This window comes from Ruegeria sp. BHSA123, from assembly GCF_059613425.1.
The window spans coordinates 85,682-98,581 of sequence record NZ_JBXWSL010000003.1; the positions used below are offsets into that span (position 1 = coordinate 85,682).

The 12,900-nt window shown below is 58.0% G+C and carries 17 protein-coding genes; 5 read left to right on the forward strand and 12 right to left on the reverse strand.

Features of this window, described 5'->3' with window-relative positions; all coding sequences use genetic code 11:
- The gene (locus AC2FNC_RS02535; RefSeq protein ID WP_480554641.1) at positions 1–432 is read right to left on the reverse strand and encodes an MmcB family DNA repair protein; all 432 of its coding nucleotides are present in this window, start codon (positions 430–432) and stop codon (positions 1–3) included.
- A 114-nt stretch (positions 433–546) separates the two neighbouring features.
- Between AC2FNC_RS02535 and AC2FNC_RS02540 the strand changes: the two genes are divergently transcribed.
- Positions 547–867 (forward strand): ArsR/SmtB family transcription factor, encoded by a 321-nt coding sequence (locus tag AC2FNC_RS02540; RefSeq protein ID WP_480476940.1) that lies wholly within the window; start codon positions 547–549, stop codon positions 865–867.
- Entirely contained in the window at positions 864–1,289 is a 426-nt protein-coding gene (locus AC2FNC_RS02545; protein WP_480476436.1) for an SRPBCC family protein, read from the forward strand. Before AC2FNC_RS02540 ends, AC2FNC_RS02545 begins: the two co-directional genes overlap by 4 nt.
- 214 nt (positions 1,290–1,503) lie before the next feature.
- Here AC2FNC_RS02545 and AC2FNC_RS02550 read toward each other — a convergent pair whose 3' ends face one another.
- From AC2FNC_RS02550 to AC2FNC_RS02570, 5 genes are all read right to left on the reverse strand, one after another.
- Positions 1,504–1,809, reverse strand: coding sequence for a hypothetical protein (locus tag AC2FNC_RS02550; protein WP_480476434.1), 306 nt, complete (start codon positions 1,807–1,809; stop codon positions 1,504–1,506).
- Between the two features lie 59 nt (positions 1,810–1,868).
- Positions 1,869–2,351 (reverse strand): transcription antitermination factor NusB, encoded by a 483-nt coding sequence (gene nusB, locus AC2FNC_RS02555; RefSeq protein ID WP_209504306.1) that lies wholly within the window; start codon positions 2,349–2,351, stop codon positions 1,869–1,871.
- A complete protein-coding gene (locus AC2FNC_RS02560) occupies positions 2,348–2,899 on the reverse strand; it encodes a 6,7-dimethyl-8-ribityllumazine synthase (protein WP_480476432.1) in 552 nt (183 codons plus the stop codon). Before AC2FNC_RS02560 ends, nusB begins: the two co-directional genes overlap by 4 nt.
- A gap of 2 nt (positions 2,900–2,901) precedes the next feature.
- Entirely contained in the window at positions 2,902–4,023 is a 1,122-nt protein-coding gene (gene ribB, locus AC2FNC_RS02565) for a 3,4-dihydroxy-2-butanone-4-phosphate synthase (protein WP_480476430.1), read from the reverse strand.
- Positions 4,024–4,127: 104 nt separating this feature from the next.
- Positions 4,128–4,715 (reverse strand): riboflavin synthase, encoded by a 588-nt coding sequence (locus tag AC2FNC_RS02570; protein WP_480476428.1) that lies wholly within the window; start codon positions 4,713–4,715, stop codon positions 4,128–4,130.
- Between the two features lie 141 nt (positions 4,716–4,856).
- On the opposite strand from AC2FNC_RS02570, the gene AC2FNC_RS02575 reads away from it, so the two are divergent.
- From AC2FNC_RS02575 to AC2FNC_RS02585, 3 genes are all read left to right on the forward strand, one after another.
- On the forward strand, positions 4,857–6,155 hold the full coding sequence (locus tag AC2FNC_RS02575; protein ID WP_480554637.1) for a capsule polysaccharide biogenesis protein: 1,299 nt from the start codon (positions 4,857–4,859) through the stop codon (positions 6,153–6,155).
- A gap of 80 nt (positions 6,156–6,235) precedes the next feature.
- Positions 6,236–7,369: a polysaccharide biosynthesis/export family protein gene (locus AC2FNC_RS02580; RefSeq protein ID WP_480622381.1), complete on the forward strand. Its 1,134-nt coding sequence runs from the start codon at positions 6,236–6,238 to the stop codon at positions 7,367–7,369.
- A gap of 3 nt (positions 7,370–7,372) precedes the next feature.
- Positions 7,373–9,373 carry a capsule polysaccharide biogenesis protein gene (locus AC2FNC_RS02585; protein WP_480476422.1) on the forward strand — a complete coding sequence of 667 codons (2,001 nt, stop codon included), beginning with the start codon at positions 7,373–7,375 and terminating at the stop codon, positions 9,371–9,373.
- A gap of 2 nt (positions 9,374–9,375) precedes the next feature.
- Here the strand turns inward: AC2FNC_RS02585 and ribD are convergent, their stop codons facing one another.
- The 6 genes from ribD to AC2FNC_RS02615 all read right to left on the reverse strand — a co-directional run bounded on the left by ribD (position 9,376) and on the right by AC2FNC_RS02615 (position 12,874).
- Positions 9,376–10,476, reverse strand: a complete 1,101-nt coding sequence (gene ribD, locus AC2FNC_RS02590) for a bifunctional diaminohydroxyphosphoribosylaminopyrimidine deaminase/5-amino-6-(5-phosphoribosylamino)uracil reductase RibD (RefSeq protein ID WP_496714541.1) — start codon at positions 10,474–10,476, stop codon at positions 9,376–9,378.
- Entirely contained in the window at positions 10,473–10,943 is a 471-nt protein-coding gene (gene nrdR, locus AC2FNC_RS02595; RefSeq protein WP_267367325.1) for a transcriptional regulator NrdR, read from the reverse strand. The genes ribD and nrdR overlap by 4 nt, the downstream gene beginning before the upstream one ends.
- 120 nt (positions 10,944–11,063) lie before the next feature.
- On the reverse strand, positions 11,064–11,477 hold the full coding sequence (locus tag AC2FNC_RS02600) for a secondary thiamine-phosphate synthase enzyme YjbQ (RefSeq protein WP_480476418.1): 414 nt from the start codon (positions 11,475–11,477) through the stop codon (positions 11,064–11,066).
- Positions 11,478–11,498: 21 nt separating this feature from the next.
- Positions 11,499–11,903, reverse strand: a complete 405-nt coding sequence (locus AC2FNC_RS02605; RefSeq protein ID WP_480476416.1) for a hypothetical protein — start codon at positions 11,901–11,903, stop codon at positions 11,499–11,501.
- 78 nt (positions 11,904–11,981) lie between these two features.
- Entirely contained in the window at positions 11,982–12,584 is a 603-nt protein-coding gene (locus AC2FNC_RS02610) for a DUF4166 domain-containing protein (protein WP_496714542.1), read from the reverse strand.
- The gene (locus AC2FNC_RS02615) at positions 12,530–12,874 is read right to left on the reverse strand and encodes a thiol-disulfide oxidoreductase DCC family protein (RefSeq protein WP_480554723.1); all 345 of its coding nucleotides are present in this window, start codon (positions 12,872–12,874) and stop codon (positions 12,530–12,532) included. Before AC2FNC_RS02615 ends, AC2FNC_RS02610 begins: the two co-directional genes overlap by 55 nt.
- Positions 12,875–12,900 lie beyond the last annotated feature (26 nt).

Sequence of the window (12,900 nt, forward strand, 5' to 3'; positions counted from 1 at the left end):
TTACAAGCGCGGATCGCGCAGTGCATGCAGTCGGCGTGCTGCATCTGTTGCAAATTTCTGGATCATCTTTTTGCGCCGCGCTGGAGCAAGCTTGTCCTCGGGCGCCATGCGCACGATCTCGGCATCATAGGCATCAGCAATGATCAAGCCCGTTTCGTCAGGTAACAGATCGGTCGGAAACTCGGTATCCACGGCCCAGAAGAATCGGTCGCACCATTCCAGATAGCCCTGCCATTTGGCATCCGATTGATAATCGGCACGGCTGGATTTGCATTCGATCACCCAAAGTTCACCTTTGGGACCTAGGCCCATTACATCGACACGCAGACCACGTGCCGGAACGAATTCTTCAACAGAAACAAAACCATGTGCGGCAAGGTGGCGTGCGACGCCACGCGCCAGTTTCTGTCCGGGCTGCAGATCTAAAGTCATGTCAGAAATGTGAACAATTAGGGAACAAAAGTAAAGTGCTGCGTCGCACTTGACATGATACCTTTGGGTGTCGCATTAATATGATACCAAATGGTATCTCTTCCGGGGTTGCTTATGGATAACCGAACTCAAAACGCGTTTCGTGCGCTGGCCGATCCCACACGTAGGGACATTGTGCAATTGCTCTCGTCTCAGGACATGACCATCGGGCAGTTGACAGACCGGTTCGACATGACCCGGGCCGCGGTCAAAAAACATCTGACCGTGCTATCCGACGGCGGCTTGATCACCGTTGAAACCCGCGGCCGCGAACGCATTAACCGTCTTGAACCACAGGGGATGGCCCCCGTTTTGGACTGGCTCAGATATTTTGACCAGTTCTGGGACGATCGCCTCAACTCTCTCAAGGAAGCTGTTGAAAGGAAATCGAAATGACCGATGCAGTTCTGAATAAATCGATCTTTCTGAGGGCCGAGCCGGAAACGGTTTGGGCTTATCTTACAGACCCGGATCGTCTGGCGGAATGGTTCCACAAACCTCGACATACTCTGTCCGCGGGTCAAAAGCTGGAGATGTTTGGCACGACAAGCGGCGACCTGTTGATCTGGGGTGAGGTTCGCGTTGCCAACCCTCCCAAATATCTGGAATACACGTTCACCGTAAAACCGATGGGCGACGCGGTGAGCGTAGTCAAGTGGACCCTGGAACCCGTCGCAGGCGGGACGCGCCTTGACCTTCGGCATGAAGGCCTGCCGCAGGGGGCCGATGCCTTTGGCCTGATCCTGGCGCTGGACAAGGGTTGGGACGAACACTTTGGCAAGATGCGCACGGCATTGCACGAAACTGTTGATGCCTGACCCCTTGTGCGAACCCGTCATACGCCCTACTTAAGCGCGTGGCGGGTTCTGCCCTTCTTGTGAAAGGTAGCATTCTGGTGGCCTTAAGCAATTCCGAGGGGGCTGGCTCTGTTCAGGTCCTGGCCTGATTACCTGGCGCCCACCTGTATATACAGGTCCTCGGGAATCAAACCACACGGTTGTTTGGTGGTCCCGCCACATTTTCCACGGAAGTTCAGCGCCCTGCGCGGGCTTCCTGCTTTGCAACCGCCGGTTCAAAGCTGTGTACAACAGGTGTCCCCCGGCGCGGGCCTTGCGGCTTTTCTGCCATGCTCATGATCTTGTAGGCGAACTGAACACCGGCAAAGACAATGCCGTTCATGAACCAGATCATCACCAAAGCGATAAAGCCGATTTCCGAACTGGTTATCAGATGGCGCAGGTTTGCGACATTCAGCGCCAACAGAACGCCGACAAACACAGCCGAAATGACAAAGCCCCAGGCAACTTGCGTGATATAAAGGCGGATCAGTTTGGGCATGGCGAACCTCTTTGCGCTATGACATTCAGGTTAGCGCATATTTGGTTCTCGTAAAGGCGTCAGAATGCCTCGGGCTGTGCCTCGCGCGCCATGTGATCCAGCACGGCATTGACGAATTTCGGCTCTTTGCCTTCCGGAAAAAACGCACGCGCCACATCGACGAATTCGGTGATGACAACCTTTGGCGGCGTGTCGCTTTGGGTCAGCTCGGCACCTGCGGCACGGAACACCGCACGAAGGGTCGGATCGATGCGCGCGATCGGCCATTTGGCCACCAACGCACGGTCAGTCATCTGGTCGATGGCCGCTTGATAGTTCACCGCATTGTCAACCAGGGACCTGAAAACCGAGATATCGCCGTCCAGCATCTCCTCGCCCTCATACACGGCGCCAAACCGGTGATCCAGAAACTCGTTCACGACAGCTTCGGTCGTTTGCCCGGACTGTTCCATCTGGAACAGCGCCTGCACGGCATAAAGCCGGGCGGCGGATTTCATCAGGCGTTTCTGGTTGGCCGGTTTCGGCGCGTCTGTCTTGGTCATGCTGTCGAGGGTCCGTTGCTGTCGCCCGCCACAAGGATGGACTCGGACGGCGGCTTGAAACCAACGCCCTTTTTGGAAGAGCCCCACTTACGGCTGAGCGCGATCAGATGCAAGGCCGCAGCAGCAGCCCCACCCCCTTTATTCATCTTTTTAGGGTTCGCGCGGACTTCGGCCTGCGCGTCGTTTTCCACAGTCAGAATGCCATTGCCGATGCACAAGCCCTGTAGGCCCATCAACTGGATGGCCCGGCTGGAGTCGTTGCAAACGGTTTCGTAATGCGTGGTCTCACCGCGAATGACGCAGCCCAGCGCGACGTAGCCGTCAAAGTTGCATTGACGGTCGGCCATAGCGATGGCGGTTGGGATTTCCAGCGCGCCGGGTACCTCGACCACTTCGCAGGTGCCACCCGCGGCTTCGATTTCGGCCTTCGCGCCCTTGATCAGGTTATCGGCAATCGCACGATAAAACGGCGCCGCCACGATCAGCAGCTTGACCGGCTTGTCAAATGTCGGTGTCGGCAGAACGCCATGTTCGTCTTGAGCAGCCATGATCAGTCTTCCTTCAGAATCGAACGGGTGCCGACGATGGACAGGCCAAACGCGTCAAGCCCCAGATATACGGTTTGCGGCGAGTCGGTCAGCAGGACCAGTTCCTGAATTCCCATCTTGGACAGGATCTGCGCCCCCAGACCGGTTTGTTTGATGGTGCGCGGCCCCTCGTCACCCGTGGCGTATAGCGAGTTGCGCGGTTGACGGAACAGGCAGACCACGCCCCGTCCTTCTTCAGCAATCTTTTCCATGGCGCGCGGCAGTTCGCGCGAGGATTTCGGACCAAGACCCAGAATATCGGGGGCCTCGTGCAGAGCATGGGTGCGGGTCAACACCGGTTCGGGTGTGGTGATGTCGCCCTTGATCATGACCACATGTTCGATGCCGTGGGTCTGATCGGTGAACAGCCGCATCTCCCACTCGCCGCCATATTCTGACGTCACCATCTGACGCGAGGTTTCGACCACCAGATTGTCATTGCGCGACCGGTAGGCGATCAGGTCACTGATCGTGCCGATCTTCATGTTGTGCTCTTGCGCAAACTCAACCAGATCGGGCAGACGCGCCATGGTGCCGTCGGGTTTCATGATCTCGCAGATCACGCCCGAGGGGTTCAGACCGGCCAGACGCGAGATATCAACGGCAGCCTCGGTATGACCGGCACGCACCAACACCCCACCCCGCTTGGCGCGCAAGGGGAAGACGTGGCCAGGCGTTGCGATATGGGCCATCGTGTTCTGCTCGTTGATTGCAGTTGCCACGGTCAGCGCACGGTCGGCGGCAGAGATCCCGGTACTGACCCCTTCGCGCGCTTCGATGGACACGGTGAATGCGGTTTCGTGCCGGGACGAGTTGTTCACCGCCATCATCGGCAACCCAAGCGCTTCTACACGTTCTGCTGTCATCGGCAGACAGATAAGGCCACGGCCATGGGTGGCCATAAAGTTAATGGCCCCGGCATCAGCGAACTCGGCAGCAATCACCAGATCGCCCTCGTTTTCGCGATCTTCGTGGTCGACCAGGATATACATCCGGCCCGCACGCGCCTCTTCAATAATATCTTCGATCGGGCTGATCGCGTCGCGCAGCCGGGCCTCGACCGGGCCGGGTGTCTCAAAGCTCATTGGGCAGCCTTTCGCATGGCATGTTTGAACGGCGGAATAGACCACTGAGGGCACAAAGACCAGTCCACAAACGGCGCAGGTCTGCTCCGACGCGACGTATCGTATCAGGACATCTCGGCCAGACGCGACACATAACGGGCCAGCGTATCGATCTCAAGATTGACCCGGTCACCGACCTGCACGTCACCCCAGGTGGTGACCTCTTTGGTGTGTGGGATGAAGTTGATGCCGAAATCGCAATCTGTCACGTCATTGACCGTCAGGGATGTGCCATTCAGTGCCACCGACCCTTTGGGCGCAATGAACCGTGCAAGATCCTTTGGTGCGCGCAGGGTGACGCGGGTGCTGTCGCCGTCTTCCTTGATCGCGATCACCTCGGCTACGCCATCCACATGGCCCGAGACGATATGACCGCCCAGTTCGTCACCAACCTTCAGGGCACGTTCCAGATTGACACGCTTGCCGACAGTCCATGTGTCGAGATTGGTTTTCGAGACGGTTTCCGCGCTGATCTGGACATCATACCAATCGTCGCCCAGCGCGATCACGGTCAGACACACACCGTCACTGGCAATCGAGGCCCCGATATCGATGCCCGCAGTGTCATAGGCGGTCTTGATCCGCGCGCGCAGGTCACCCTGCTGCTCCAGCTCGGCGACGGTGCCCATGTCGGTGACGATCCCTGTAAACATTCCGTTAACCCTCAGTTTCTAACCTGTGCCTGACTATCACCGTCGAGGTAAGGCCAACGGGCCGCGCGGGCAAGCCCTGCCTTGCCGTACACCGACCAAACGGGCATAGTTTTGGCAACAACAACAATACGAGCAGTTCGGATGCAGCACCCGCCTTTAAGGTCTCATGATCGGGTCTTCCTGTTCCTTCAGGGCCCGCACGGACCTTTTTTCCCGGCCTTGGGGCGTATGTTGCGCGCGACGGGGGCTCGGGTCTGGCGAGTTGGATTCAATGCAGGCGATCAGGCGTTCTGGTTTGACAAAGCAAGTTACATCCCGTTTCAGGACAAACCGGAAAACTGGCCCGCAACACTGTCCTCTTTAATCGCTGAAAAAGCTGTTACGGACATTGTACTATATGGCGACACCAGACCCATACATGCGCGTGCGGTCGAAATCGCACGGTCTTGCGGAGTTACCGTACATGTATTCGAGGAGGGGTATCTGCGCCCCTGGTGGGTGACCTATGAGCGGGACGGGTCAAATGGAAATTCCCGGCTGATGACGCTGGACGTTCAGCAGATGCGTCAGGCCATGGCCCTGTCCGACCGAAAGGCGCCGCCGCCCCCGTCGCATTGGGGAGACATGCGGCATCATATCTTCTATGGCGCCCTTTATCATTGGTTCGTGATGACTCTGAACAGCCGCTACCGAAACTTTCAACCGCACAGGGAATTACCTGTCTCGCAAGAATTCAGATTGTACCTCAAGCGCCTGTTTTTGATGCCTTTTCATCGTCTTCAGCGAAGTGTGGCGACGGCGCGGGTCAGATGGGGCGGATACCCCTACCACCTCGTTCTGTTGCAGCTTGGGCATGACAGCTCGGTGAAAGCTCATTCCAGCTTTTCGGGCATGTGTGAATTTCTTGAGCTGGTAATCGAAGGATTTGCGCAAGGCGCGCCGACCCATCACAGGCTGGTGGTAAAGGAACACCCCCTGGAAAACCATCGCGAACCGTTGCGACGCCGGGCCCGTGAGATTGCCAGAAAACACGGCATCGACGACCGGGTTCATTATGTGCCGGGCGGCAAGCTGGCCAGATTGCTGGATGAGGCGAATTCGGCCGTCACCGTGAATTCCACCGCCGGACAGCAGGTCCTGTGGCGGGGCATTCCATTGCGCATTTTCGGGCGTTCGGTTTATGACAAACCCGATTTCGTCTCGCAGCAGCCGATCGCGGCGTTTTTTGCCGATCCTTGCCGCCCCGATTCCGAAGCCTATCGCTGTTATCGGCAATTTCTTCTGGAAACCAGTCAGGTACCCGGCGGGTTCTATTCAAGACGAGGGCGCCGTCAGCTGCTGCGCCGCGCCGTGGATATGCTTTTGGACACCAACGATCCCTACCAATCGGTTCTGAATACGAACGAGGCGCGAACGACACAGTTGAAAGTCGTCGAATGAAACGGGTGGTGTGTGACTGGAAGTTAAGCAACTTACCAGCTAATCTGCACGCAACTACAAAAGACTGAGGATATCGGGCGGTGAAAGTCTCTCCTAGGCGATGGATTCGGGGCGTGTCCTTTGTGGCTGCAATTGGCCTGCTGGCCGCGTGCCAGCTGCCAAAATCCGGACCGAACAAATCCGAAATTCTGGCCGGTTCAGTTCAAAAAGGGGGCAACGCATTTGTCGTTGAAGTTGATGACAACGTCACACGCGCGACATCCGCTATTCCTCAGTATGGTTTTTCTTCCTCCTTTAGCAGTGCCCAGACATTGACCGCGGATACCGTCCGCCCTGGCGACGTGCTGGGGCTGACCATCTGGGAAAACGTCGACGATGGCCTTCTGTCCGGCGAAACCGGTCTTGCAACCGCGTTGAATGAGGTTCAAGTCGACAGCGACGGATTTATCTTTGTTCCCTATGCAGGCCGGATTCGGGCTGCGGGAAACACGCCGGAACAGCTGCGCGTTCTGATCACAGACAAGCTTCAGGAGCAAACGCCGGACCCGCAGGTCGAAGTGCGGCGCGTCGCTGGTGACGGGTCCACCGTCTCGCTGACGGGCACGGTTGCCGCGCCGGGCATTTATCCGATTGAACGGCCAACCCGGTCGCTGCTTGGTATGTTGTCCCAGGCAGGCGGAGTCTCGGTCGCGTCTGACATCGCGCTGGTGACCCTGATCCGGGGCGATCAGAAGGGTACCGTCTGGTACGAGGACCTGTTTCGCAACCCCAAGCTGGACGTCGCCCTGCGCGGTGGCGACCGCATTCTGGTGGAAGAGGACAGCAGATCGTATATCGCCCTTGGCGCAACCGGGGGCCAGTCGCGCGTGGCATTTGAAAGCCAGGACCTGTCGGCACTGGAAGCCTTGGCACAGGTCGGTGGTCTGCTGACGCTGTCCTCAGATCCAACGGGTATCTTTATCCTGCGCAAGGAACGTCAGGATGTCGCCCGCAGTATCACCGGACGCGCCGACCTCAAAGGGGATCAGCGCATGATCTACCTGCTGAACCTGACAGCCCCCAACGGCCTGTTCATTGCACGCGATTTCGTGATCCGGGACGATGATACGATCTACGTGACCGAAGCGCCCTATGCACAATGGAGCAAATCGATCTCACTTATCGCAGGCGGTCTGACACCCGTTGCAAACGTTGCCACCCTAACTGGCAATTGATGCATGAGGCCCGATCCCGACACGTCAGCCGGGAGCGGGCAAAATCGGCTGTTCGTCTATAACGGCGGCTTTCTGACCCAGAAACGTCTGAGACGAATCCTGTCGCTTTCGGGTTACGACATTCGTCTGGGATATCCCAAAGACGGCGATTGCGTAGGCGTCTGGGGTAACAGCCCGACAGCACATCGCGGCCTTAAGATCGCCGAAAAACACGCTGCCCCGGTTCTGCGGGTCGAGGACGCCTTTCTCAGATCTCTGCACCCGGGCCGGAATGGCGAGCCCCCTTTGGGGCTGTTGCTGGATCGTTCCGGCCTGCATTTCGATGCCGCCACGCCGTCTGAGCTTGAAACAGTGCTGGCCACGCACCCGCTGGATGACACGGCCCTGCTGAACCGGGCCCGCGCCGCGATCACGCGGATCAGGGAGCTTAACCTCAGCAAGTACTCCGCCTTCGATCTCGATCTTGACCCACCCGATCCGGGTTATGTTCTGGTGATTGATCAGACGGCCGGCGATGCGTCGGTAACAGCAAGCAGAGCGGACCGCGCCCGGTTTCTTGAAATGCTTGTCTTGGCGCAGGAGGAAAACCCCGGCGCGCGTATCCTGATCAAGACGCATCCTGAAACACTGGCTGGTCACCGTCAGGGGCATTTTACCAATCAGGACCTGTCAGACCGGATATCGCAGTTCAGCGACCCGATCAGCCCATGGCCGTTGCTTGAAGGGGCTGTCGCAGTCTACACCGTGTCCTCGCAACTGGGGTTTGAGGCAATTCTGGCTGGCCACAAACCGCGTGTTTTCGGCCAACCTTTCTATGCAGGATGGGGCCTGACGCAGGATGACCGCCCCGTTCCGCGTCGTCAGCGCAGCCTGACACGGGCACAATTGTTCGCGGCCGCCATGCTGCTTTACCCGACTTGGTACGATCCCTATCGCGATCAGCTGTGCGAGCTGGAAACGGTGCTGGACACGTTAGAGGCACAGACCCGCGTTTGGCGACAGGACAAGAACGGCTGGACGGCATCCGGGATGCGCTTGTGGAAACGCAGGCATCTGCAACAGTTCTTCGGACAACATGGAAAGCTGCGCTTTACGGCATCTCAACCCGGCACACCGGACCACCCCCACATGGTCTGGGCCAGCCAGGCAAGAAACACCGAAGGGGCGGTTCGGGTCGAAGACGGGTTCTTGCGTTCACGCGGACTTGGGGCGGCACTGGTCCCGCCACTGTCGCTGGTGACGGACGAATTCGGTATCTATTACGACCCGACAAAACCCAGCCAGTTGGAAGAGTTGATCACTTTGCGTGAAACGTTGAGGCCGGATCAGGACCTGCGCGCAGAGCGTCTTATCGAGAACCTCTTGGCCGCAGGCTTGAGCAAATACAATACCGGCAATCCCGCCAGCCCCCTGCCCGAAGGCCATCGTATTCTTGTGCCCGGACAGGTCGAGGACGATGCCTCAATCCTGTTGGGTACCAGCGCGGTTCGCAACAATCTGGACCTGCTGAAAGCTGCGCGCGACGCCAATCCCGACGCGATCCTGATTTACAAACCCCACCCCGATGTCGAAGCGGGTTTGCGCGAAGGCAGGATCGATGCCGAAGCAATTGCCGACATCGTCGCAACCCAAACAGACCCCGCATCATTGTTGCTGCACGTGCAGGAAGTATGGACCATGACGTCGCTTCTGGGGTTCGAAGCTTTGCTGCGCGGCGTGAAGGTTACAACTCTGGGCGCGCCTTTCTATGCGGGTTGGGGGCTGACCACGGATCTGGGGGCTGTTCCTGCCCGGCGTGGTGCGCGACCGACGTTGATGGGCCTCGTCCATGCCACCCTGATTGATTACCCTCGCTATTTCGACCCGGTCACGGGGCAACCCTGCCCCGTCGAGGTTGCCGTTGAACGTCTGGCGCAGGGCACTTGTGCCCCGACCGGTCCCTTCAATCGTGTTCTGTCAAAACTTCAGGGCGTGTTTGCGACACATGCGCACTTGTGGCGCTAAACCTAGTCAGACGCCCTGCGCCAACGGTGCAGGATATCCCCACCCACCCTATTGGTTTCCGTCAGCTCGAATCTTGGCGCAGCGTCCAGCGTCGTTAACCCCAATGTTCCAACTGCCGCCAGCCCCTCGGCACCGATGGTCAATCCGGCAGTAAATCCGACCAGTTCATCCACCAGATCCTCGGCCAGCAGTGACGCCGCCAGCGCCGCCCCCCCTTCGCAGAAGACGCTAGTCAGACCGGCTTGCCCCAACTGATGGAGCAGATCGACCGCGTCAATCTGATGATCTTTCAACGCGCAGGGGATCAGCCTTGCGCCCAATCCTTCCCAGGCTTTCGCGCGCTCGGAATCCGGGTGATGCGCATGGCAGAGCCAGACAGGTGTCTTTGATGCCGTGCGGGCCAAATGTCCCATCAGGGATATGTCCATATGGCGCGAAACGACAACGCGCACCGGTTGATGTTCAACGCCAAGATCCCGAACCGTCAGTGACGGATCGTCGGCCCGCGCGGTACCCGCTCCGACCATCACCGCATCGTGACGCGCACGCATGGCATGGACAACACGACGCGCCTGTGGCCCGGTAATCCATTGGCTGTGTCCGGTCGAGGTTGCGATCCGCCCATCAAAACTGCTGGCCAGCTTGAGGGTCACGAAAGGTCGGCCTTGTTCCGTCTTCAGGAAGAAGCCTTCCAGATCACGTTCCGCCTGCTCTGCGAGGACACCGGTTACGACCTTAATTCCGGCCTCGCGCAACTTGGCAAAGCCCTGCCCTGCGACGCGCAGATCACTGTCTTCCACGGCGGCCACGACACGGGCGACACCCGCAGCAATCAAAGCCTCGGCACAGGGGGGTGTCTTGCCGTGATGGGCGCAGGGTTCCAAAGTTACATAGGCGGTCGCACCGTGCGCGGCCTGCCCGGCTTGCGCCAAAGCCTCGGTCTCGGCATGGGGGCGACCGCCCGGCTGGGTCCAACCGCGCCCGACAATCCGGCCTTTGCGCACGATAACACAACCCACTGCAGGGTTTGGCCAGCACATCCCCTGACCGCGCCGCCCCAGTGACAGGGCCAGCGCCATGAATCGCTTATCTGTTTCGCTCACTCGTCCGTCGGTGGCTGCGGCGGGCGCAGTTCGTGGACAAACTCCTCAAAATCATCGGCCGCCTGGAAATTCTTGTACACACTCGCAAAGCGAACATAAGCGACGGTATCGATCCGCGCCAGAGCTTCCATGACGATCTCGCCGATCTTGTGGGACGGGATATCCGTATCGCCCATGCTTTCCAGCCGACGTACGATACCCGATATCATCTGATCGATCCGTTCAGGATCAACTGGCCGTTTCTGCATCGAGATACGGATCGAACGTTCCAGTTTGTCGCGGTCGAAGTCCTCGCGCTTCCCATTGGTCTTTATGACAACCAAATCACGCAGTTGCACACGTTCATAGGTCGTGAACCGCCCGCCACAGGCCGGGCAGAACCGGCGTCGGCGGATTGCCACGTGATCCTCTGCCGGACGTGAATCTTTTACCTGAGTATCGATATTTCCGCAAAACGGGCAGCGCATCCGCCGTCTCCTCGTCCCTTGTTCCGCCTCTTTTTGTAAGCGCTGCGACTTACTTATCCACAACTATAGGGCAGCAACTAGGATTTGGGTAGTCGGAAATTTCAACCGCTAGATAAAGGGTCAGGCCAGGTGCGCTGCAATCCGTCTCTGGTGTGGTGCCGTGCGGTGTTCAAACAGATATATCCCCTGCCATGTTCCAAGGCATGGGCGACCCTGCGACACAGGTATCGACAAGGATACAGGCAACAGCGCAGCTTTTATATGCGCGGGCATGTCATCGGGGCCTTCATAAGTATGCCTTAGATACGACATTGACGGGTGATTGGATGGCGGCACCAGCCTTTCGAAGAACGCCCGAAGGTCGGTTTGAACTTCGGGATCCGCGTTTTCCTGAATAAGCAACGAACAGGAGGTGTGGCGAACGAAAAGCGTCAGTAAGCCATCCGTCGCCACCTGCCCCAGCCAATGCGTCAACTCGGCCGTGAACTCGTAAAGACCTGAACCTTGGGTCTGTATTACAAATTCAGTCTGCATTCACGGTGTCTCGCCGTTTTGTCAGTCGTTAAAGAACGGTCGATAGTTACACCTGGCATTCGCGCCTTGTACAGACATGCTGTACCCCGGCTGAAAACCAACCGAAACAAAGCTGCTTGGCTGCGCACCGACATTCTGTGGCGGCTTGATCGAAAACTGAACCGCTGTTTTACGCCCTGTGGTGACGCTTGGCCCATACCCGCGCAACACGTAGATCGGATCGCGCCAGCCCGCGCCCAAAGTACGCCGTGCATAATCCGCTGCCGCGCACCAGTATCCTTCGGTACGCTGGTCGCCGCGCGGAATAACCTCGAAGTCAGTGGCGTTTATCGGCTCGGTCCGGTACCCGTGCGGCGCTGCGTCAGCAGCCATGGGAATGCTGAACGCCAGGGCGGCAATCGCGGCAAATGTCCGTGTATGTTTCATTGTCATTACTTCCCTGATTGTGTGTGTCAAAAAGGTTAGGCCATTAGCTTCGTCGGCACAGGGTCGCTCACGTTCTGTTTAATCTGTCTCGTGCGATACGTGAACCGGCGTGAGCCATCCCTGATACCTGATCAACATTCCCAGTCCCGGCGCGCCAGCAGACACATCAAACCGAAAGCGCCCCGTTTTGTCCTGCCATTCGCGCGTTCTTGATCGCGGCAAGGTAAAAGCTGGCATCGGAATACCAAACACGGTCAGGCGGAGGATTTTGATATCCATTCCGTTTTCCCGCCAAATGGGCTTTAACCAGATTGAGATCGAGCCGAAAGATTCCCGAACACACTCTCTTTTCGTATCATATTTCAGAGTTGATCGGGTTTTGTGGCCCGCGAAATTCCGGTCCCATGACCAGAATTCGCCATTTGCACCAATGTGCAGAGAAACGGGGACGTCTTTGCCGCTTCGCGGAAATCCGGCCAGACGTGTTGCAAGGGCAACCCATAGCCCTTTGCCACGTTCGATGTCGCAGCGCCCCGTAAAGTAGCCCTCGCTCGTGTGCAGAACTCGAGCCGCCCTTGGCAACCTTTCGGTCGATCCTATCGCCTTAAGAAAGGGATCTCCCATCGCTAGTACCCGTTTTCGGCAAAACGAGCCCTGATATCGGGACAGGGAACCAGACATGTCTTGGAACGCCCAAAGAACGCGTATCTGTTTCGTGCGATCAAGCGATAGGCCGGATCCTTGATGGGCCGAGGCAGAAACCGGCATATTGATAACAGCGACCACGGAGCGCGCAACTGTCGCATCGCCTCAGAAAATGCATCCAGATGCTGAAAAACAGCGCCATCCACGACCACCAGATTGGTTTGAAAATCCTGTGTGGGAAGGCCGAGATCTCGGTACAGTTTTTGCCCAAGCGGGGACTGCGCCGTGGCAAATTGGAAAACATGGCGCCGGTCACGTTTCAGCATAAACTGGAAAAACCCCGAACACAGCA

Excerpts from the sequence above, each read along its gene's own strand:
- nusB (WP_209504306.1), bottom strand. The coding sequence starts at position 2,351 with ATGACCAAGACAGACGCGCCGAAACCGGCCAACCAGAAACGCCTGATG.
- AC2FNC_RS02535 (WP_480554641.1), bottom strand. The coding sequence starts at position 432 with ATGACTTTAGATCTGCAGCCCGGACAGAAACTGGCGCGTGGCGTCGCA.
- AC2FNC_RS02570 (WP_480476428.1), bottom strand. The coding sequence starts at position 4,715 with ATGTTTACAGGGATCGTCACCGACATGGGCACCGTCGCCGAGCTGGAG.
- AC2FNC_RS02575 (WP_480554637.1), top strand. The coding sequence starts at position 4,857 with ATGCAGCACCCGCCTTTAAGGTCTCATGATCGGGTCTTCCTGTTCCTT.
- nrdR (WP_267367325.1), bottom strand. The coding sequence starts at position 10,943 with ATGCGCTGCCCGTTTTGCGGAAATATCGATACTCAGGTAAAAGATTCA.
- AC2FNC_RS02560 (WP_480476432.1), bottom strand. The coding sequence starts at position 2,899 with ATGGCTGCTCAAGACGAACATGGCGTTCTGCCGACACCGACATTTGAC.
- AC2FNC_RS02600 (WP_480476418.1), bottom strand. The coding sequence starts at position 11,477 with ATGCAGACTGAATTTGTAATACAGACCCAAGGTTCAGGTCTTTACGAG.
- AC2FNC_RS02540 (WP_480476940.1), top strand. The coding sequence starts at position 547 with ATGGATAACCGAACTCAAAACGCGTTTCGTGCGCTGGCCGATCCCACA.
- AC2FNC_RS02605 (WP_480476416.1), bottom strand. The coding sequence starts at position 11,903 with ATGAAACATACACGGACATTTGCCGCGATTGCCGCCCTGGCGTTCAGC.
- ribB (WP_480476430.1), bottom strand. The coding sequence starts at position 4,023 with ATGAGCTTTGAGACACCCGGCCCGGTCGAGGCCCGGCTGCGCGACGCG.
- AC2FNC_RS02615 (WP_480554723.1), bottom strand. The coding sequence starts at position 12,874 with ATGCTGAAACGTGACCGGCGCCATGTTTTCCAATTTGCCACGGCGCAG.
- AC2FNC_RS02545 (WP_480476436.1), top strand. The coding sequence starts at position 864 with ATGACCGATGCAGTTCTGAATAAATCGATCTTTCTGAGGGCCGAGCCG.
- AC2FNC_RS02550 (WP_480476434.1), bottom strand. The coding sequence starts at position 1,809 with ATGCCCAAACTGATCCGCCTTTATATCACGCAAGTTGCCTGGGGCTTT.
- AC2FNC_RS02610 (WP_496714542.1), bottom strand. The coding sequence starts at position 12,584 with ATGTCTGGTTCCCTGTCCCGATATCAGGGCTCGTTTTGCCGAAAACGG.
- AC2FNC_RS02585 (WP_480476422.1), top strand. The coding sequence starts at position 7,373 with ATGAGGCCCGATCCCGACACGTCAGCCGGGAGCGGGCAAAATCGGCTG.